The organism is Shimazuella kribbensis DSM 45090 (assembly GCF_000428065.1).
Lineage (GTDB): Bacteria > Bacillota > Bacilli > Thermoactinomycetales > Thermoactinomycetaceae > Shimazuella > Shimazuella kribbensis.
The window spans coordinates 1-19,391 of the sequence record NZ_ATZF01000026.1 but is presented as its reverse complement, the minus strand read 5'-3'; the positions used below and the strand labels follow the sequence as shown (position 1 = coordinate 19,391).

Below are 19,391 nucleotides of genomic sequence, written 5' to 3'. Positions count from 1 at the left end.
AACAAACTCTATCAGGCATTTCAGGAACTAGGACGTGTGATTCGTACCATTTTCTTGCTCCAATACATTGCAGATATCCATCTTCGTAGAACGATCACAGCAACGACAAACAAAGTAGAGGCTTATAACGGATTTTCCAAATGGTTATGCTTTGGTGGATTTGGAATTATTGCCACCAATGACCCGGAGCAACAAGAGAAAATTATCAAATATGGAGACTTAGTTGCAAATGCCGTTATTTTTCAAAATGTTGTGGATTTAACCGAAGTAATACGACAGTTAAGAAAAGAAGGGTATCCAGTAAACCCAGAGGATCTAAGTGCAATTAGTCCTTATTTGACGGAACACATTAAACGATTTGGTGATTATATCATTGATTTGGAAAAACAACCCCAACCTTTCGATGGGAAATTAAAATTAGAGTTGGAAAGTGCTTGATAGAAAGGGCCCCTGTGCCCTTTTTCCAATTTTCCCTATCTATCGTGCCGCTTTTGGACTTATCTCGGATGTCCCCCTCAATGGCTCATTCTCTCCTTTTATCTCTCTGAACTTATGCTTTCCACTGCTTTTCTTAGGTCTTGTTCACTAGGTGTAATATATCTTCGAGTTGTTTCTAGACTCTCATGTCCTGCCAGTTGAGCAATAATTTGTAATGGTTGATTGGCATCTACTAGGTTCCGGCAAAAGGAATGACGAAGAGAATGAGACGAGTAATTTATCAGTCCAATCGAGTCTAAATATTTTTTGATGAGATAATGAATTCCCTGACGAGTTATTCGACTATATCCTCGTTCAGATACAAATAGGGCTTTTTCAGCTATCTCTTCTCTTGCTTTGATCCAAGCCCCCATTGCTTTCATCAAATCTGGATTTATCAGAGCAATTCGATTCTTCCCACCTTTACCTGCAATCACAGTCAACGTTTTTCTTCTTAAGTCTACATCTTGATGTCTAAGGATACCACCTCTGAAGTTCTGAGACCTGCTTGTAGCATCGTTTGAACGATTGCGAGATTTCGAGCTCTCTTCCATGGATTCTTTTCCTTCTCTACTCGATGTAAGAATTTATCTTGTTTGGTACGAGTAAGCCATCTAGGAGCTTGTTCTAAAGGAGAAATATGTTTCATCCTCACTTTTTGAGTAGGATCAAGTGTTGAGTAATCATGTTGAACGAGAAAAGACCAGTAGACTTTAATAGCAGCTACACGTTTATTAATCGTAGCAGGAGCTAAACGTTCTATGGTTTGCATATAAGAGACCCAATCATGTAAATCTCTAGCTGTAATGAGATCAGGATTAAATTCATGTCCCTCTCGATGGATATACCATCTTTCAAGCACCAAAACAGCCGCAACATATTCTTCAATCGTCCGAAGTCCTTTTCCATACTCATGGAGATAGAATTGAAATGACTCTATGTAGGTCATGATTAATCCTCCTTCAGCAAAACGTGTTCGGTAAAGAAAAAGTAGTTGTTTTGACTTATTTACTTTACCGAATATACCTTCTGTAAAGTTACATCGAGTTTTTGATATCAATGGTTGGGGGTGTCATAACTGGCGAAACCCCTTTAACATAACAGGCTTGAAAAAGAAAAAGGACTGAACTCTCTGAGTATGAGTTCGATCCTTCGGTGGTTTAAAAGAGAAACATCAATTTAGGTGCACGCGAATTGTTTGATGACTCAAAATTCGTGAATCGGAGAAGGGGTAAGAGTAGACCATTTATTTTTTACATAACGAGTTAATTTTAAGAAAAGATAACCAACAGTAAAACCTGCGAGATGAAGTAGAATGCGAGATGTATCAAACATATTTAATTTGATACTAAAGGTGAAAAGGTGAAACAACTGGATCACAGAGAGACTAGCCAACAAATTCCTTGGAAAGCTTTTTTGAAAAAGGAAAGACCAGAGAAAACCCAATGGACCATACGTAATAATCGAATAGAATAGCATTACCACTAGACCAGTTAGACCAGTCGGACTTAGTATGAATAAATCGTATAAAGAACTAGTTATGTCAAATGTAAAATGATCTCGAAAGAGATGACCATACACGATTTCATTTCTTTCTAAAAATACAAAACCAAAATGATATGCAAACCAAAAGAGATACGTGGAGAAAGAAAACCAAAAAAATGGTCTTATCCATTTGTGAAATGGATTCATGCTTTGTTGGAGTTCAGAAGTGATGTCATTTGAATAACCAAATGCATCAATGGCCATCCTAATTGCTTCTTTTTCCGTATATGCCTGTTCGATAAACTCTTGTTTTAGAAGTAAAAGATGATCCATGAACTCGGAAGCTAATTCTGTTTTCTCTCGGTTTGAAATTCTTAGTTGTTGAACAATGCTATTGACATAGAGTTGAAACTCATTCATGTAATTCCCTCCTTGCATAGTTGAATTAATTTCGTGATACTATTCCAACTCATTATTTTTTCTTCTAATATTTTCTTCCCACTATTCGTAATAGAATAAAATTTTCGATTGACACCGGTTTCAGGAGCATCTCCCCAATAGGAAGTCAAGTATCCTTTTTTCTCTAAGCGTTTCAAAGATGGATATAAAGTACCTTGAGTCATCAAGTAACGATCTTCACTTCGTTGACGGAGCACTTTCATAATCTCGTATCCATAAGTATCTCCACGATTGATAACAGACAGAACGAGAATATCTACACTACCTTTCATCATTTCTTTATCCATTTTATCACCTTCTTACCATAGATAGTAAAGCAACATATTATGATTTGCAACTATATCAACGAAAGTAATCTGCTATATGTTGCTTTACTATCTATGTTGTATTACAATCTATATTGGATACCAGTGGTGCTAGTTAAATCACATCCCAATAAAAACATACTTTTTGACTTGGCAAATTTATTTGTCTAATAGAATCGGTCCTAACATCAATTAGCACCAGAGGTTATCCTAGTCTTATCAATAAACCGCATAGGAGATGGAAAGATGAAAAACACGACAAAAAAAATAGTGGTAACAACACTCTTAACAGGGATTGCTCTTACGGGACTGTTACCTATTGTGACGCATGCTACAACACCTAATACCAAAATAGTACAAACACAACAGAATCACAGGCAAACCATTGAACAGACCATGACCCTAGCTAAACAAGGAAAAACCATCAACAGCGAAAACTTTGCTATTGGTTCCAATGGCAGTGATATTAAAAAAAAATGGGGAAAACCAACTAGTGGGGATAGCACCTATTTGAAATATGAAAAGAAGAAAATTATGTTTTTGCTATCAGATGGAAAGGTATCTGAAATACTTTCTGAAGACAAAAGATATGAAAAGATCACTTATGATGAGGTGAAACAAGTCCTCGGAAATCCAAAGCAGGAAACAAAGGGAGAAGATGCTATTTATGTCAGGTACCTAGCTGGTAAACATCAGATCGATTTTGCTTTTAATTATGATAAAACCGGAAAAAAGGCAGACACTCTGAAAGCAGTCGTGCTCTTACCTTAAATAATAAAAGATTTCTCTAAGGGTGGAAAAACACACTATTCTTTTCCTTTCATAAAGAAAGAATAGTGTGTTTTTCGTAAAAAGTAACAAACAAATTCTGTTTTTTTATTCCCCAAGTGCCCTCTATTCTTGAACCGGTGGTGTACATGGGAAAAGAGAACTCAAATGAACCACTGTTATAATTTTCAATATTAAAAGGGGAGTTTGAAATTGAAAAAAATCATTGTAGTAAGTGCTCTTTGCTTAGCTAGTTTAACTGGATGTAATTCAAATGCTAGTAGCGGAAAAATAGAAGGGAACTGGAACTTAACTGCCGGAAATCAAAATTGTCCAAAGGCTGTAATCTTAACGAAAAGCGAATTTCAATTTCAGCAACCTGATGATACGATTTTAAAAGGTACATATAAGAAAAAAATCAAAGATGTATATGAACTTACTAGCGATAAACAGACTATAGAAGCCACAATAAATGGAGAAGCTAATTTACACATGCAACAAAAAGGACAAGAACTCTGTATCTATAGTTCAAAAAAATAAAAGGACATTTTTTATAGACAAGAGATCGACAGTATAAGATATATTTCTTGCTAGTCAAATTTCACCTCACAAGGACTGAAGGTCACATTATGTGTATAGTGTGGCCTTTTTCGTTTGTTTTCATCCTTAGCGGGGAAATTCCGCGTTTTGACGGCGAGACCCCGTTTACGGCAAAAGTCGTAATATCGATTAATAGCTACCTGAAAAAGCCATGGTTTCAATTTACTTAGATGAATAGACTGATAAGAGAGTAAAACTTGATAAAAGGTATCCTGTACGATATCCTCTGCATCCCTTCTGCTAGCCCCTAGCTTTACAAGATAACGAAAAATAAACTCTCCATTTTCGATTAAAAGTTGTTCAAATTGATCATGTTGCATATCCATCTCCTCTTCCTAGTTATTAGACGAACCCTAATTTGACCAACAATTGGAAATGATCCTGCGGACTAGAGCATCTATCGTCTCACCACGCCTAATTAAGGAATTGGTTGGAGATAGTTACATGGTGTTTTCGTTTACTGTACATAATAAAAAATACATAGGTTGTTAAGTTAGGGTTAATTATTTCTTGAAAAAGGAGAAAAACATGGATAACAATTTATCGCAAGAACAGATAGAAAAGGTCAATGTGAAGGATACTTTCGTACCTGGTGTGTCCGAGATGATAACACCAGACACCCTGATCAAACCGACCTTGCAGGAAGTGAAAATCAGCCCTGAAGTAGCGAAGATATTTGGTATTGATACCACGAAGTCACTAACTGCAGAGTCAAAGACCGCAGTCTTTCCTCGCATTATATATTCGGGTGCTCCGGGGGAAATGGCTTCTTTGGAAGATGCTAAAGTGACTGCGACGAAGATGGCCAATCCTACGACTGGAGTTCCCTTTGTTGTAGTAAATTTTGAGTATTTTACTACTTCTCTCGGCTGGCGTACTGGAAGGGGAGCGCCAACAGGAGAACCCTTAGGTGTTCCACACGGTCTGTATTTTAGAAATTCAGCTGGTGGGATTATTCACTCTTGGGGATTCCCGCATGACGACTATATTGTCCAATGTAATTGGAATCGAAAATTCCGTCAACACAGGTTTGTTGATAACAATTACGTGAGTTGGTTTGATCTCTGGCAAAACACTAATTACAGAGGTGAGGGTGTGCTCTTCCGATGTTAGAGATCTAGAAATGGGGTTCTAGTACATAGGCTGTTTGATTATAAAATATAAAAAAGAGGTTGCCATTGATGATTACGGACCAATCCGATTCAAATAACAAGAAGATCAGTAGAAAAAATGTGAAAAGGCAGGCTTGTGAGATTCAATTGAATCCACAGCCACTCCCGCCAAAGAGTAATAGAAAAATCCAAGCTGATCAATTAGAACGCCGTTCTACAAAATAGAAAACTACAAACGCCTCAAATCACAATGAACTGTAACCCTAAAAGTAGAAAAAAGACCCTAATCAAGCTAAAAGATGACTTCTGAATTGATCAGGAGCCATCTTTTTTCGTGTCTGCTAATGCTTATTAGGGTATGTGAACGATTCGAGGAATGAGGGGCCACATCTGAAAATTTTCCCAAATTAGTATAGTAACTAATCCCAACTAATTGATTCCATTGCATTGGCTTTTTCCTCTTCACCTGGTTTAATATAACGTAAAGTCATATCAATATTAGGCGTACCATCCACTTTCAAATGACCTGCAATCTCTGCTACAGTGGAAAGAGGAGCACCTGCCTTGACAAGATTGTGTAAACAAGTATGGCGTAATGCATGACAAGTAAGATCTGGCATATTCAATCGTGTAGCATAATTGTCACGATATGTTGTACTCCTCGAGTTGTAACTTGATTCGATCTTTGTGAATCAAAGAGATATTCTCCTTTTAAATTTCCTTGATATTCCTTTTTATATTGCTTCAAGACCTTACGGATAGACTTATTGAGATCAACTTTACGCTGTTTGTTATCTTTTCCATAGATATAAATCCAACCAGAGCGTTCATGGATCTGTACATCAGATAACTTCAAATTACATAATTCTTCTACCCGTATTCCTGTGAAGTACATCAATGCAATCATTGCATATTCCCGAATGATTTTTCGATATCTTTTGGGGTTGCCAAGAAGCAAACGTAGCTCTGCAAATAATTTACGTTCCTGTTGTTCTGTAATCGATTTTCAGGTATGTATTTGATTTCTTTCGCTGGGTTATCTGGGATCAACTTTTGTTCAAGCAACCAAGTAAAGCACTGTTTTAAATGACGGATCGTTAAGTTGATGGTTCCTGCTTTCCATTTCAGCTCTCTACTCGCAGATTTTTTGAAATGCTTTTTGTAAGATGGTTAATTCTTCGCTGTCCGCCATGTGAGTTTCTTTTTGCTCGATCCAAAGAATGAAACGGTTGATAGAAGATCGATGGGAGGCAATAGTTGCAGGGCTTAATCTTTTGTGTTCTAAATATGTATAATAATCATCCCATGCAGCCGATTTGTTCATTATCTGCACCTCTTGTTACTGTCTCTGTGTAGAACATGACGAGTTTTAAGGTCGTTAACATCCTAGAATATGGTGTTATATCCAATTATAACAAACAAACTCGTCACATTCTGCTAGAGATCATGACGAGTTATATAAATAGCCCTGTAAAATCAAGAGCTGTCCCCTTACGCTAACGTAATCCGTTAGCGTAATCTACTTTAGGAGACAAGGTCATCTAACCGTCTGGTAAACGAGGCCTATGGCTCCAGAATCAAATGTCTTGTTTTCGATAAGTTTAAGATTGATCTTCTCCTTGAGACCTTGGAATAACGGCAATCCGCTGCCGATCAGGACGGGAGAAACCGTAATTTTATACTCATCTATTAAATCAAGCTGCATAAGGTAGTGTGCGAACCTAGGACTGCCGAGGATGACCATATCCTTGCCTGACTGCTGTTTGAGGTTCTTGATCTCTTCCTCGACATCTTCTTTCACCAGTCTGGAATTGTTCCATTCGACTTTCTCCAGCGTCGTGGAAAAAACGATTTTGGCTGTCTTTTCGATCCACTCGGCATGATTCCGTTCATGCTGCGAAGCTGATGGGTTCGAAGGCACAGATGGCCAGTAACTGTGCATCATCTGATAAGTCCCACGTCCCCAAATGACAGTGTCGGCAGTACTCAGAATTTCTTTCGCGTGTTTCTCCAAATCAGCATCGTAGGAAACCCAGCCAATGTCCATTTCACCGTTCGGCCCTTCTACAAAACCGTCAAGCGATGCGTGCAGAAATAGAACGAGTTTTCTCATTTTCAGTTCTCCTTTGTTCATGAGGGATATCTAATTATACATTGGGGTCCTATTCATTTTTTTACCTGAGTACCTGTTTGAAATAGACTCTCGAGCTTGTCCAAAAATGCTTCCGTTCCCTGTTGGCGATATTCGACACGATCATGACCATCAAACATGGCAACTTGTTCCGTAAAAATCAATCGTGTACCCACGTTAACTGGCTTTAATTCAACAGATACGATAGAAGCCGAGATACGCACTTGGTCCATATCCATCGTGTACGTATAGACAATTCGTTGATCTTGGACAATTTCTTGATAGAAAGCATCATATGTAAACGTTGCACCTCCTGGAGGTCCTCCTTGATTCCATTCACGGCCTCCTACAACAAACTCAAACTTTTCTGCTTTTGGAAACCACTGTGCTTTCTGTTCTGGATCTGACCATGCAGTAAATACCCGTTTTGGATTAGCTTTGTACTCCCGTTCAATCACAAAAGTATCATGTTTGACAAATCGTTCTGTCATTTTATTGTCCTCCTCATTCAGTTAGATAATCACCTAGCATATCTAGGCTGTGTTCCCAGCTGATAAAATATTTCTCATTTCTCTTTTTCGTCAATTCTAATAATCGGGTAAAGTCATCCAGCGTCAAAGGTCTGTTCTGCTGCATCATCTTCCAAACGTGTTCGAGTTCTTGCAGCATCGTTTGTTGCAATTGAATATTCTCTTTGAGACGAGCGATTTGCAAAGAAATGACTCGTGACGGATCATAATAGGTGCCTGCCAACGCTGATCTTATTTCTTCAAGTGATAGCCCCAATTCTTTTAACGATAAAATCTGTTGTAGCCGCGAGAGATCGGCTTGGTTATAGAGGCGGTGTCCAGCTTCTGTATATTCCGAAGGTGAAAATAGACCAATCTGATCGTAATAACGCAATGTCCGAATCGTTAAGCCTGTTAGCCTTGCTAGTTCACCTACTTTCCATTGTGGTTCCATACATCAGATCCTTTGCTTTATTTTTTATGTTGTCTCTCATGTGCTTTTACTATAAGGCATTACGTTACGTAAGGTGCAAGAGGAATATAAAAAATAAGTAATCTCCAAGTGCGGAAGATGAAGAAAAGCCGTCCATCCATTTATGGCCCAGTGACAGGGTTCCTACTATTAACCGCAAAGTAATGTTACTCGCCTTGAAAAGAACTAGATGACAAAAAATAAAATGCAATCTAAAATAAAAGTAATCGGTAAAGCCGTTTCGAACGCAGGAGCTCTCTATGCATAACTCCAGGAATAACACCATTTCCGTAATCACCGGTATTTTCGGTGGATCTATCGTGTGGTACTCGTTCCCCGAATATCAGGGCAGGGAATGGATGATGTTCTCAATGGGAACCTCCCTTTCCGTCATGCTTCTCACTGCTACTCTTGAAGCTGTCGGATACCTTCGGGAGTTGGTGAAGCAGCGGAAGGATCAGGAAAAGAAGATGTGATGAAGAAGATCTTCTGAGCGTTCACAAGGCGGTATCTTTGAGCCCGTGTAAAACACATGGTAACTTAAGATATCGCCGCTCAAATTATTAAATATAAATAATTAATTCACAAAAATCATGATGCTACTTTGCGGTTAATGGTAGGAACCCTGTCACTGGGCCTAATAGACTTGTTTAGATCTACTTTTCGTTGCTTATTTTCTTTTCCGAATATGTAGATCCATCCTGAACGCTCGTTAATGTAAAATACATCAAGGCGATCATGGCATATTCACGAATTACTTTTCGATACTGTTTTTGGTTACCCAAAAGGAGTCGAAACTCAGCAAACAACTTCCGTTCTTGCTGTTCTGTGATCCATTTTGGTTTTAACCGATCTTCGGGAATATACCCAATGTCTTCTGCTGGATTATCTGGAATGAGTTTGTGTTCCAATAAACAAGCTAAGCATTGCTTTAAATGACGAATCGTAAGATTAATGGTTCCTGTTTTACAATTCATTTCTTTTCCTGCTGTTTTTTTGAATAACTGGATATGCTTTTGAAAGATCTTTTGAAAAATAGAGATCCCATCATCGTCTAAGAGATGAGGCTCCTTTTTTTCTATCCAATTAATGAATCGGAGAATAGAAGATCGGTGAGATTGAATGGTTGCTTGATGTAATCCTTTTCGTTCTAATTGATCAAAATAATCTGCAAGTGTTATTATTGTACCCAGCTATCCATCCCCCTCATGTAGAACACGACGAGTATTCGTTAAGCCATCCATTTTTCATGGTTGGATACCACTATTATATAAAAACTCGTCATATTCTCCTTTCGACTATGACGAGTTTGGATTATTGGATTTTATTAGGAAGAGGTAGCAAAATGAGCGTTCACAGGTGATTTCTCGATCCGTTGCTTCACCAGTTCGTCACGAATGTCTTGAAGAACTCGGAGAACTCGACGTGCGTAGATGAACACGCTCATGGCTATAGCGTCGAACAGGGCACTGAACAGAATCAGTTCGAGTAGATTTGCGTGGGAAAAAATGTTCAACACCAGGATGCAAGACCAGATGGTGGAGATCACCATCACGATCATGCTGGCAATGACATCCTTGGCGGGGTACATCTCTTCTTCTGAAACGTTTTCCTTCATGGAGGACTCCTGCGTTCGAGATAGGGATTTTATCGATTATCTTTACTTTAGTTGAAATTTTTGTTCTTGTCATCTATATATAACAGGTGGTAATAATAGTAAACAAAAAAACAGAAGGATATACTACCCTTCTGTTTTTTTGTTTACTTAGAAATCGAATAACTTGTTACATGAATATAATCTTTAGAGTAACCAGTATTTTTATCCTTTGTAAAGCGTAATTGATAATTACCTGAAGAAACGGTAAATTTTGCAGAATGGGACCTTTCCTCATAACAATTGGTAGTAAGAATTCGTTTTACTCGTTTGTTACCCTTGTATAAATCTACAAAGTAACCATTTGGACTTACAGGGCGAACTTTACACTTTGATTTATCTTTATATGTGTATGTTCCATTTGGAAGTTGAAAGCTTTTTGTTTGATAGTACGGATTAAAACTAGCATATCCTGACTTATAAACAGCAGCAAATGATTGATTAACAGAGAGACCAAAAACAGCAAAAAGTGCAAATACAAAAAAAGTGAGATAAGAAATTCTTACTTTCGTTAACATTATTTAATCACTCCAAAAATAATTCGAATTCATTGATTATTAAAATTAAACCTCATGATTGGGTATTTATCAACTCTATGACATTGAATTTTATCAAATTTACACATTTATGATGCCAATATATGTCTTACTCATTTTAACAACTAAATACATACCGATCTTTTTATCATGCAATAACTTCTAGTCGATCATAAAAAGTTTGGTCCATGAAAAAACACTCAATCAACTGCTTAACGTACAGGTAGTCGGTTTATTTGTGTCTAAAATATGTCTAAGCGTACAATTTTCCCGAAATGATACGGGGACCCCTCACTGGTCAAAAAGAAAAACACTTGACCTCTATACGCTTAGAGGTCAAGTGTTTTCTGTTAGAAATACTTTATAACATTAACAAAGGATACAACATCATTCCATGAACCTTTACCGAGTTTCTTCTTCGTGAAATTGGCATAGTTACCAGGCTTTAATACCCAATGATGCCCTTCGGCTTAACTTTGATCTTGGGCAGCAGTTGATTTTGTGGTGACAGGGTTGCTGCTCTAGTCCGCAGGATTACTTCCAATTGTTGGCAAATTATGGTTCATCGTTCGGTTGCTGGGTCTGGGCTTTATAGTCTGGTTACGGACACTGAGCTAGCCATCAACCAGAGAGACTGATTGTTAGCATTGATATAATTCTTAGATACATATGGGGAGGTCATAACTGAAAGTAATGCACCATAGTTAAGGTCGAACGTTACTTCATCTCCTACTTTCAAATCAATTTTCTTTGTGTCCAGAATGGTATGATCGCTGCTTGCCCCTAGTATTTCTATGTCTAGACTAGGCGTTAGTCCTGTTACAAGCACATCCTGAAATCCGACTCCAAGGATGGCTCTCTTCATGTGTCCACGATCTTGAAATTGCGGAAGGCTTCCAAATGCATTCTGACTTATTTCTCCGTAAGGTACAGATGGTTTTACTTTTGACTCAATCACTTCTGAAACAAATTTAAATGCGTCTGTAAATAATCCTGGGATTGGCATTCGACAAAGGGGTTCACGCCCCAAATAGATCGATTCCCCCAACCTTAAATTGTTTATTTTACTAATATTTTCTGTATTCATAAACCAATTGTAATTAGCCGAATTCCCCCCTGAAACAAATGAGAGGGACAGCGAAAATGTCTTTTCTACTTCGTTGGCTAGTGAAGATAGATAGTCCATCTTAGCTTCATTTGGTTTTACCCCTCCAAAGCAAGCAAAGTTAGCTCCTATTCCAACAATCTTAATTCCCTCTAGTTTCAAGACTTCATGAACAAACCGCTTGAGATCAGTAGGCATAATTCCCTCTCTTAAATCTCCCATTTCTATCATCAGGATAATCTTGTGCAAGGTGTTGTGTCTCTTAGCACTAGCAGAGAGCTCTTTAAGGACTGCTAACTCGGTATTAATACTGATATCGGCATACTTTACTACCAACTCAATCTCACTTAAAGAAGGAGTGCGTAATAAGACAAATTGTGCCTGAATACCTGCATGGCGCATTTTCTTGATATTCATTATTTTAGAATCTGTTAGGGATGGAATGCCACTATTTACAAGAACCTTTGCAATGATTGGGTCCCCACAGATAGTTTTCGTAACACCCATGATGTCGATTCCCTTGGAGCCATACATATCAACTAGTTTCTTGGCGTTATGTGCAATTTTTGCAAGATTAATATCAATCCTAGGTAACATCAACGAAGTCCTAGAAGAGGTCAATGGTGTCCTAGGCAATACTGGTGGAGTCAATTTACTGAAACTCTTTTCTTTTTCAATGCTGGATAGGATTCAAATATGCTTTCTATAAGCTTATCGCATCCATGCTGAAGGACATCTGTCGTTGGAAGTTTGAGCTGTTTTTCATAATCTGCAATAGTATTCTGAATCTCTTTATCTGTCATTTCCTCATGATTAATGGTAATGGCAATTACTTTTGATGATGAAAAGGTTTCGATGAGTTCTATCTCACTTTCTAATGTTGGCATTTCCATAAAACTGAAATCGCCTAAACTCTTGCGTTTTGGTGGATGTTGAACAATAACCGCTCCGGGTCTTGAACCTCGTATAATTCCACATGAACTAATATATGCGGGATGACTTAACGCACCTTGTCCTTCAACGATAATAATATCTGGATCCTCGTTTTCATATGCCCTCATAACCTGATTTTCGATTTCGCCTGTCATGAATTGGGAAGGTATAGCATCTATCGCAACGCCGTACTTAGCTCCTTGAATTAAACCGGTTTGTCCTGTTGCCACAAAAGCAACTTTCAATCCCTTTTTCGTTAAGGCCTCTTCGAGTAAAACGGATGTGGTTCTTTTACCAACTGCGCTGTCTGTTCCAAGTACAGCTACAATGGGGGTTGGAACATTTAAAATTCGTCCTGAAAAAAGGTGTAAATCTTTTTTATTAGGCGGTTTTCTAACATCTCGAATCTTGACTCCATATTTTGCAGAATGCGTAACAAATTCTTCATCATCCGTAAAAAATTCATGAAGAGTGTTAACAATATTCATTCCGTTTTTCATTGCCTTTAACACGATGTTTCTTTCATCATTCTTCAAAAATGCCTCAGAAGGAGCTATTCCATATATAAAATGGTCTGGTTGTTTCGGCAGGTTTTCAAGAGCGTGATCAAGATTTTCGAATATCAGAATCCCATTTTTTTCTCCTTCTAGGTACTCACCGGTATCCATACCAACTTTTGTACTATCAATTACCCCGACTATTTGATAATTCTTTGAGTTTCTAATTAACCCATTTGCAGTCTTGCCGTCCATTGTTCCAAATTTTCTATCACAATATATTATTGCAGTTTCTTTCATAGTACTTTCACCCCTATAGTTAGTTTTGAAAGTCCTGCTAATATATTTACATTATTTGGAAAATAAAAAAACACCTGTACATTTTTGTAGTGCCAGCAGGCGAAGGGATGATCCCCTAAAATGTAAGGTGTTTATTTGAAATGTAAAATATTCCTTCCACTCTTATCATTATAACATAGATCCGCAGTTGGGGTTTAGGGAGCAGTGGAACAGAAAACTGGAATAAGCGTTACTGGCAATAGAAGAACAAAAATGCAGCTTATATTCGGAATAGTATGTAAATCTCGCTGTCCTCATGGCAGGAGTTCAACGGGTTCCCCAAGCTGATATTACCCTCGAAAGATACCTCGAAAATATGACGTAGAAGTTGTATTCTGTGACACTTATGGAGCTAACCAAGTGCTCCATACCTTATGAATTGGTTGCCTAACTAACTAAAAAAGTGACATAGAACTCATAGATGGAAATATTAAACAGATTATGTCCTAAAATTACATGTATCTCCCCGCAACCCGTATTTACTCCTTTCTTTCCAAGTTGCTTAAGTAGGATTCAAATTGATCCAGTCGTTCTTCCCATAGCTGACTGAACGAATCAAACCACGCATCAAGTTTCTGAAAAGGCTTGGGTTCAAGACTATAAATGCGTTGTTGGGCCTTTTGATTCACACGCACTAGTCCAGCCTCGCTCAAAATACGTAAATGACGAGATACTTGAGGTTGACCGATGTTCAATTCCTTTACCAATTCGTTCACTGATCGAGGTTTTTTCTTTAACAATTCAATGATGTTAAAGCGATTCGCCTCAGCGATTGTAAGTAGGGTTGATTGCATAGTGATTGTGTTCATGAACTTAATATATACTAATACGTATATACATACCAACATATATAAAAGAAAAAAATAATTCAGTATTTTCTTCTGTTAATCGAATGGTTCCAATTCTCAGGGAAGGAGTATGAAATTATTACTATTTGAATTAAAAAAGTTGAATTCGAACTTTTTTTATGCTATTTTGTATAAGTTAATTGTTCTTGTCTTTGACTAAGGCAAGACACAGATTCAACGAATGGACATTCATGGCCATCATGGAATTGCTGGAGCGCCAGCAGGTGGACGCCGGCAACGGTGAGCGTGACGTGGAGGCGGTTCTTCCTGCCTGCCCGCTGATATCACTGCTCCCGCGTGACCTGAGCCCCAAGATGGAGCGTTGCCCCTGCGACAAGAAGCAGGTGTGTGACGGCACTCTTTCAGAGTGCCCGTAATCATCGCGGAGTAGAGAGCTAATAAGGCTCTCTAGGTCTAGCAGGGCAAATGACCGACAGGATCTGTCTTCAAGATGGGTTCTGTCGGTCAGTCGTTTAAAAATAATTTTCTTTTATATTTATAGATAAGGAGCTTCCAGTGAGGGGCTCTTTTATTTTACATACAGGGAGTTGATCGAATGGTTCCAATACTCAAAAAAGGCGACACAATTCAATTGAAAGATGGCCGTCGTGGAGTTGTATTCTACATCAATCAAAGAATAAAACGATATCAAGTGATGTTCAATAATGATTATGGGGAGCTCGTGCCGTTTGGGGAAGTTCATAAAATAAATAAGTCTGCTTAAAATGATTTCATTCATCTTTTGTCGGATAAATAAGCAAAGGAGAGTGAAAACATAAATGTCATATTGGAATAAAGAAGATTTAACTCAATACAACCACGCTGAAGAGCCACATTATAGTGTGCAAATTAATGGGAAAGTTGATATAAGTCCTCTCACTGGAGATAAAGGGACTGAACATAGAATCAGCCTTCAACCTTGGGGGATGTATAAACTTGTTGAAGAATGGCTCCAAAGTGGTCATCGTTTATCTAAGGGGTGGAGGTAGCGAAGCTCAATTTTGCCGCCATCTGTCCAATAAATGGAAAAATGATTTGGGATTCATTTAAAAGCCCAAGTCATTTTGTAATCTATCTATACAGGAAATTCGAGGATTACGCGTTCATACTCGCCCTGTGCCTCTGCAATAGCAAGCTTCGAATATACTTCAAGAGATTGGCGGCTTGCATGTCCTGAATAAGGTTGAATAAGCGCATCATCAATTCCTTGTTTTTTTAGCCATGTTAGCAAGAAATGGCGTAATTTATGTGGCGAAATAGATTGTTCTATCTTCGATGGAACCCCCAAGGGCATATTACGCTTTGTTTCGCGTTTGCTGGTTTTGGGACTAAAACGAGTGCCGTCCCTCCCCATCTATCACTAGATGAAGAGGGACGGTTAAACGAGACGGGACGGTGATGAGGCTGTCAGTCCTCAGCTGCGCAGGACTGCATCTGAGCGAAGAGACCAGATGCATCGAGGAATCTGCCTGACTCGATCAATTCACTCATCGCAACAAGCCTGGCGTTCCTCGGAGCGTGCTCGAGAATCAAACTGAGTTGCTCCTCAGTTTCCCGCAAATTCTCCTTGGCCTTCCTCAGTGCTTCAAGGGTAACCTTCAGTTCTCCCTCGACTTTCAGCCGGGCCGCCTTCAGTTCTGATTCAGCTCTCAGCTGGTCAACCTTAGTCAGCTTCAGCTCTGCCCTGCCGATCTTCAGCTTCTCCCCAGCACGAGACAGTGCATCAAGAACTTTCTCGAGTTCCGCAGGCTTTGCAAGGTTCCTTTGCAACACAGCTCGATCCCGCTCGGATTGGGAGAACTTCTCCTGCAACTCAGCTCGATCTTGCTCCGACTTGGAGAGCTTGTTCTTCAGTTTACTTGCGAAGAAAATCAAGCCAATGATGCCAGTGACGAGAACTACGACGCAGATATCTGTGAAAATCTTACCGTCCATTATGAGTTCCTTGTCTCGTTTTATACTTCTTAGCTTAGTATAGCAGAGCATTACCTATCCTCCTATCAATATATATGAAACACAATCTGAATATTTTTGCCACCCCTTCGACTGCATAAAGCCTCAATATCAGTCAGATCATGAGTCGTCAACAAAATGGTAGTACCAAATTCTTTATATTTCTCAATTTTCTGAAATTTAATGCAGAAAGGTTTGCTGTTCCCCCGCGAGGACTGAAACTATATCCACAAGTTCTTATGGAAGTAGAACGGCGGCAAAATCTACGGTGCTACCATTAAAAAAGAATGGATTAGCGCAAAAGACTCACGCACAAGGACCAGCCATCAGCTGATGAAGAGCTTAAAGGAATTGATGAGCCATATTCTAATGGGCTTATGTTTCCAGGCGATCCAAGTACCAGTGATGGAACAGAAACCATTAATTGCAGGTGTGCTGAGGGTTACCATGTAATAAAGGTCCAGTGACAGAGTTCCTTTGATAATTGAAGAATCTATTTTACCTCAATAGAATCTTGAAACTTCAACTGTTTTGCAATATTCTTAAGGTAATCTCACCAGCGTCGTCATGAAGATGATGCTACATGGTTACATGAGTCGTTCGGCTGTGAGAACTTTTCAAGGAGTCAGTGATGACTGGTCGACCCACGCCCAAGAACATGGCACAGCTCGCTGCTTCGGGCAAGATCGGACCCAACAGGCTCCGAGTCATGCCCCATTCCACCGGGACCAGTCCCGCCAAGCCGCTGACCGAGGCTCAGCAGCATCTGGAAAAGTGCATCTCGGAGGCTCTTCAGGAGTTCGATGCTGGCGGTATCGTCGCTGGGACGGATGCCTTTCTGGCGGATGTCCAGAGGAACGCTGGAACCGAGAAGATCGCGTCCAACCTCCTCTTCGTCCTGAAGCTGGCAGAGATGGACGAGACCACCACTCGGCAGCAGTTCGAGCAGTTCCTTCGTGGCTGCCGTGTCTAACTGACGCCTTGGGCGGCACCTTCTTCTTCGAAAGGTGACCGCCCGCGGATAATTCCTATATAGTTAAAATAAATGAACATTAGACTTACTGAATCGGAGATCAAGAAAGATGCAAGATCAATTTTAATTAAAAACTTAAAGCTAATATAAAGACATCCTTGGGGTGTCTTTTTTACGTGAAGGTGGTGTAATTGATGGAAACCAAATCATTCCCGTTTGAATGTAAAGCAATAGATGACAATACATTTGAGGCTTATGCGTCGGTATTTCGCAATGTAGATAGGGTATTTTTGCATATCCCCCGAAAAAGCGGAATAAGGAGTACTCTCTAATTGGGTGTTTTTGCACAACGCCTCGAAAAGGTGGAATAAGAAAAAAGCAACTCTTTTTATTGACAATTAAGATCACTTGGCCTAAGATACGAATATACCAAATTACTAGTACTAATAGTATTGGGTTACTTTTATAAAAGTCAATTCGTTATCAATGAATGAAAGGATTCCATACAGATGACAAATTTAACTTTGGTCGAAAGGTTTTACTCTGCTGTTTCCCAAGGTGATTCGGAAACCATTCGTCAGAGCTTGTCGCCAGACATTGAATGGGTCCAGACTGAAGGATTTCCAAATGGAAAAACTTATCAGGGGATCGGTGCTTACTTTGAAGAGTTATTTCCTATGTTTTCTCAGGAATGGAATCAGTGGAGAAGTGATGTTCATGAGTATTGTGATGCTGGGGAAAAGATTATAGCACTTGGTTACTATAGTGGTATCTATAAACGGACCAACAAAGAGACGAGAGCCTCATTCGCTCATGTTTTAACATTGGAATCAGGGAAGATTGTTAAATTCGTTCAGTATACGGATACAATAAAAATTATTGAAGCCATGCATTAAGAAGATAAAAAAGGAGATTTAGATAAATGAACAACAAACCATTACTTGTGATCATTGGATCAGGACCAGGTATAGGCTTAAGTGTAGCAAAAAAATTTGGCACACAAGGATTTCAGGTTATTCTTGTTTCCAGAACTCAAGAATCTCTGGAACGTAACACAAAAGAACTACAGGAACAAAATATTGAATCTTATGGTGTTTCCGCCGATGCTGCTGATTCAGAGTCGCTGAAAAAAGCTATTAAGCAAATCAAGTCAGCTTATGGGGTACCTGATGTTCTTGTATATAATGTGGCGAATATTGTTCCAGGAGATGCCCTTACATTAGCAGAACAACAATTAATAGATGACTTTAAAGTGAATACAGTAGGTGCATTAACGAGTGCTCAACAAGTGATTCCTGAAATGATCGAACGTAAACAAGGAACTCTTTTCTTCACTGGAGGAACCATTGCTCTTGATCCGAATCCAGAGTATGCCTCGTTATCGATAGGTAAATCGGCAATTCGTTCACTTGCCCTTTCTTTAGCTGATACCTTATCTCCATATGGAATCTATGTAGGACAGGTTTTGATTGCTGATCATGTACAACGAGGAACCTATTACGATCCCGATCATATTGCGGATGTTTTTTGGGATGCATATAGAAATAAGGATCAGAAAGAAATTATTTTTAAAGAAGCATAATCAATGCTATACTGACAATCCTTCTAATCCGGTTATGTATGTTAGTCATCCAATTATGAGAGCAATGAAACAGAGCACTAGATATTCATTAAAATACTAGATTTTTAGTATATCGGTAATTTGAATTATTCTCTTAGAAGAACTTCTTAATCTGTTTTTTCAATCTCTAATCTCTGGAGCAAAAATTCGTCACAGGGAAAAAAGAGTTAAAATACAAAACGACTTGGGTCCAGATCAATTTGGGACATCTCAAGTCGTTTTCCATTTATTGGTCGAATTAGGGTTTGTCGTTCGGTTGCTGGTTCTACCCCTAGTTAGCTAGAGAATACGGGTTAACATAGTACGTAGATCCAGAAGTCTGATTGGTAAATTTCAAGTAGTAGTACCCTCCGTTTGGAGTGTACCATGGGCCACAGGTACGGTAAGGAATACGTTACGATAGATGATTCCATTTTGTTCTAAATGGCGAAATATTTAGGAGATAATACAAAAGGGTTGATTCCCAAATATTGTAATTGGAGTTGTTTGAATGAAAAAGAGTATTGCTGTGATTTCCTCTTTAGCGGTTTGTGCATGTGCTGCGTTATTACCAGCTTCCACATTTGCAGCTCACAAAAAGAAAACTTCTTGTGTTACTCTCTATGAGCACATTA

30 protein-coding genes and 1 pseudogene are annotated in these 19,391 nt (G+C 38.9%); 11 read left to right on the top strand and 20 right to left on the bottom strand.

What is annotated here, in order from left to right:
- Positions 1-438: Tn3 family transposase (locus A3GQ_RS0120360; RefSeq protein WP_156877851.1), on the top strand; the 438-nt coding region annotated here is incomplete at its 5' end.
- Between the two features lie 98 nt (positions 439-536).
- Here A3GQ_RS0120360 and A3GQ_RS28135 read toward each other — a convergent pair.
- From A3GQ_RS28135 to A3GQ_RS0120340, 4 genes are all read right to left on the bottom strand, one after another.
- Complete coding sequence (locus A3GQ_RS28135; protein WP_245596870.1) at positions 537-914, bottom strand: tyrosine-type recombinase/integrase; 378 nt, start codon at positions 912-914, stop codon at positions 537-539.
- 23 nt (positions 915-937) lie between these two features.
- Complete coding sequence (locus A3GQ_RS28130; protein WP_028778619.1) at positions 938-1,426, bottom strand: tyrosine-type recombinase/integrase; 489 nt, start codon at positions 1,424-1,426, stop codon at positions 938-940.
- A 257-nt stretch (positions 1,427-1,683) separates the two neighbouring features.
- The gene (locus A3GQ_RS0120345) at positions 1,684-2,382 is read right to left on the bottom strand and encodes a permease prefix domain 1-containing protein (RefSeq protein WP_028778618.1); all 699 of its coding nucleotides are present in this window, start codon (positions 2,380-2,382) and stop codon (positions 1,684-1,686) included.
- Complete coding sequence (locus tag A3GQ_RS0120340) at positions 2,379-2,708, bottom strand: PadR family transcriptional regulator (RefSeq protein WP_028778617.1); 330 nt, start codon at positions 2,706-2,708, stop codon at positions 2,379-2,381. The genes A3GQ_RS0120345 and A3GQ_RS0120340 overlap by 4 nt, the downstream gene beginning before the upstream one ends.
- 264 nt (positions 2,709-2,972) lie before the next feature.
- On the opposite strand from A3GQ_RS0120340, the gene A3GQ_RS25880 reads away from it, so the two are divergent.
- The gene (locus A3GQ_RS25880; RefSeq protein WP_028778616.1) at positions 2,973-3,497 is read left to right on the top strand and encodes a DUF4309 domain-containing protein; all 525 of its coding nucleotides are present in this window, start codon (positions 2,973-2,975) and stop codon (positions 3,495-3,497) included.
- Between the two features lie 210 nt (positions 3,498-3,707).
- Complete coding sequence (locus tag A3GQ_RS0120330) at positions 3,708-4,034, top strand: hypothetical protein (protein ID WP_028778615.1); 327 nt, start codon at positions 3,708-3,710, stop codon at positions 4,032-4,034.
- A gap of 50 nt (positions 4,035-4,084) precedes the next feature.
- On the opposite strand, the gene A3GQ_RS25130 is transcribed toward A3GQ_RS0120330, so the two are convergent.
- Positions 4,085-4,414 (bottom strand): RNA polymerase sigma factor, encoded by a 330-nt coding sequence (locus A3GQ_RS25130; RefSeq protein WP_051272177.1) that lies wholly within the window; start codon positions 4,412-4,414, stop codon positions 4,085-4,087.
- Positions 4,415-4,622: 208 nt separating this feature from the next.
- Here A3GQ_RS25130 and A3GQ_RS0120320 point away from each other — a divergent pair, with 208 nt between their 5' ends.
- Together A3GQ_RS0120320 and A3GQ_RS27435 are read left to right on the top strand one after the other, a co-directional pair.
- Entirely contained in the window at positions 4,623-5,207 is a 585-nt protein-coding gene (locus tag A3GQ_RS0120320) for a hypothetical protein (RefSeq protein ID WP_028778614.1), read from the top strand.
- 68 nt (positions 5,208-5,275) lie between these two features.
- Positions 5,276-5,431, top strand: coding sequence for a hypothetical protein (locus tag A3GQ_RS27435; protein WP_156877849.1), 156 nt, complete (start codon positions 5,276-5,278; stop codon positions 5,429-5,431).
- Between the two features lie 194 nt (positions 5,432-5,625).
- Here the strand turns inward: A3GQ_RS27435 and A3GQ_RS28290 are convergent, their stop codons facing one another.
- The 13 genes and pseudogenes from A3GQ_RS28290 to A3GQ_RS0120250 form a co-directional block, all read right to left on the bottom strand.
- Entirely contained in the window at positions 5,626-5,826 is a 201-nt protein-coding gene (locus A3GQ_RS28290; RefSeq protein ID WP_169818318.1) for a tyrosine-type recombinase/integrase, read from the bottom strand.
- A 2-nt stretch (positions 5,827-5,828) separates the two neighbouring features.
- Positions 5,829-6,164, bottom strand: a complete 336-nt coding sequence (locus A3GQ_RS28285) for a tyrosine-type recombinase/integrase (protein ID WP_028778612.1) — start codon at positions 6,162-6,164, stop codon at positions 5,829-5,831.
- 174 nt (positions 6,165-6,338) lie between these two features.
- Positions 6,339-6,530, bottom strand: coding sequence for a hypothetical protein (locus tag A3GQ_RS0120300; protein ID WP_028778611.1), 192 nt, complete (start codon positions 6,528-6,530; stop codon positions 6,339-6,341).
- Between the two features lie 213 nt (positions 6,531-6,743).
- Positions 6,744-7,319 (bottom strand): dihydrofolate reductase family protein, encoded by a 576-nt coding sequence (locus A3GQ_RS0120295; RefSeq protein WP_028778610.1) that lies wholly within the window; start codon positions 7,317-7,319, stop codon positions 6,744-6,746.
- 53 nt (positions 7,320-7,372) lie between these two features.
- Positions 7,373-7,828: an SRPBCC family protein gene (locus A3GQ_RS0120290; protein ID WP_028778609.1), complete on the bottom strand. Its 456-nt coding sequence runs from the start codon at positions 7,826-7,828 to the stop codon at positions 7,373-7,375.
- A 13-nt stretch (positions 7,829-7,841) separates the two neighbouring features.
- Positions 7,842-8,300 carry a MerR family transcriptional regulator gene (locus A3GQ_RS0120285; protein ID WP_028778608.1) on the bottom strand — a complete coding sequence of 153 codons (459 nt, stop codon included), beginning with the start codon at positions 8,298-8,300 and terminating at the stop codon, positions 7,842-7,844.
- Positions 8,301-8,974: 674 nt separating this feature from the next.
- Positions 8,975-9,295, bottom strand: coding sequence for a hypothetical protein (locus A3GQ_RS28565; RefSeq protein ID WP_028778606.1), 321 nt, complete (start codon positions 9,293-9,295; stop codon positions 8,975-8,977).
- 45 nt (positions 9,296-9,340) lie between these two features.
- A pseudogene (locus tag A3GQ_RS28560) lies at positions 9,341-9,499 on the bottom strand (phage integrase N-terminal SAM-like domain-containing protein); the annotation flags it as partial.
- 146 nt (positions 9,500-9,645) lie between these two features.
- Positions 9,646-9,936 carry a hypothetical protein gene (locus A3GQ_RS0120270; RefSeq protein ID WP_028778605.1) on the bottom strand — a complete coding sequence of 97 codons (291 nt, stop codon included), beginning with the start codon at positions 9,934-9,936 and terminating at the stop codon, positions 9,646-9,648.
- A 143-nt stretch (positions 9,937-10,079) separates the two neighbouring features.
- Complete coding sequence (locus A3GQ_RS0120265; protein WP_028778604.1) at positions 10,080-10,490, bottom strand: hypothetical protein; 411 nt, start codon at positions 10,488-10,490, stop codon at positions 10,080-10,082.
- A gap of 607 nt (positions 10,491-11,097) precedes the next feature.
- On the bottom strand, positions 11,098-12,210 hold the full coding sequence (locus tag A3GQ_RS0120260; RefSeq protein ID WP_037465687.1) for an alanine/ornithine racemase family PLP-dependent enzyme: 1,113 nt from the start codon (positions 12,208-12,210) through the stop codon (positions 11,098-11,100).
- A gap of 50 nt (positions 12,211-12,260) precedes the next feature.
- Positions 12,261-13,343: an N-acetyltransferase DgcN family protein gene (locus tag A3GQ_RS0120255; RefSeq protein ID WP_028778602.1), complete on the bottom strand. Its 1,083-nt coding sequence runs from the start codon at positions 13,341-13,343 to the stop codon at positions 12,261-12,263.
- Between the two features lie 518 nt (positions 13,344-13,861).
- Positions 13,862-14,191, bottom strand: coding sequence for an ArsR/SmtB family transcription factor (locus A3GQ_RS0120250; protein ID WP_083964339.1), 330 nt, complete (start codon positions 14,189-14,191; stop codon positions 13,862-13,864).
- Between the two features lie 230 nt (positions 14,192-14,421).
- On the opposite strand from A3GQ_RS0120250, the gene A3GQ_RS27425 reads away from it, so the two are divergent.
- The 3 genes from A3GQ_RS27425 (at position 14,422) to A3GQ_RS0120240 (ending at position 15,219) form a co-directional block, all read left to right on the top strand.
- Positions 14,422-14,607 carry a hypothetical protein gene (locus tag A3GQ_RS27425; RefSeq protein ID WP_156877846.1) on the top strand — a complete coding sequence of 62 codons (186 nt, stop codon included), beginning with the start codon at positions 14,422-14,424 and terminating at the stop codon, positions 14,605-14,607.
- A gap of 179 nt (positions 14,608-14,786) precedes the next feature.
- Positions 14,787-14,954, top strand: a complete 168-nt coding sequence (locus tag A3GQ_RS27420; protein WP_156877845.1) for a hypothetical protein — start codon at positions 14,787-14,789, stop codon at positions 14,952-14,954.
- Between the two features lie 55 nt (positions 14,955-15,009).
- Positions 15,010-15,219 carry a hypothetical protein gene (locus A3GQ_RS0120240; RefSeq protein ID WP_028778600.1) on the top strand — a complete coding sequence of 70 codons (210 nt, stop codon included), beginning with the start codon at positions 15,010-15,012 and terminating at the stop codon, positions 15,217-15,219.
- An 86-nt stretch (positions 15,220-15,305) separates the two neighbouring features.
- Here the strand turns inward: A3GQ_RS0120240 and A3GQ_RS0120235 are convergent, their stop codons facing one another.
- Together A3GQ_RS0120235 and A3GQ_RS0120230 are read right to left on the bottom strand one after the other, a co-directional pair.
- Positions 15,306-15,584: a tyrosine-type recombinase/integrase gene (locus A3GQ_RS0120235; protein WP_028778599.1), complete on the bottom strand. Its 279-nt coding sequence runs from the start codon at positions 15,582-15,584 to the stop codon at positions 15,306-15,308.
- Positions 15,585-15,637: 53 nt separating this feature from the next.
- Positions 15,638-16,216 carry a hypothetical protein gene (locus A3GQ_RS0120230; RefSeq protein WP_028778598.1) on the bottom strand — a complete coding sequence of 193 codons (579 nt, stop codon included), beginning with the start codon at positions 16,214-16,216 and terminating at the stop codon, positions 15,638-15,640.
- A gap of 598 nt (positions 16,217-16,814) precedes the next feature.
- On the opposite strand from A3GQ_RS0120230, the gene A3GQ_RS0120225 reads away from it, so the two are divergent.
- The 3 genes from A3GQ_RS0120225 (at position 16,815) to A3GQ_RS0120215 (ending at position 18,738) form a co-directional block, all read left to right on the top strand.
- Positions 16,815-17,156 carry a hypothetical protein gene (locus A3GQ_RS0120225; protein ID WP_028778597.1) on the top strand — a complete coding sequence of 114 codons (342 nt, stop codon included), beginning with the start codon at positions 16,815-16,817 and terminating at the stop codon, positions 17,154-17,156.
- Positions 17,157-17,665: 509 nt separating this feature from the next.
- Positions 17,666-18,052 (top strand): nuclear transport factor 2 family protein, encoded by a 387-nt coding sequence (locus tag A3GQ_RS0120220; protein ID WP_028778596.1) that lies wholly within the window; start codon positions 17,666-17,668, stop codon positions 18,050-18,052.
- Positions 18,053-18,078: 26 nt separating this feature from the next.
- Positions 18,079-18,738: an SDR family NAD(P)-dependent oxidoreductase gene (locus A3GQ_RS0120215; RefSeq protein ID WP_028778595.1), complete on the top strand. Its 660-nt coding sequence runs from the start codon at positions 18,079-18,081 to the stop codon at positions 18,736-18,738.
- Positions 18,739-19,391: the final 653 nt, after the last annotated feature.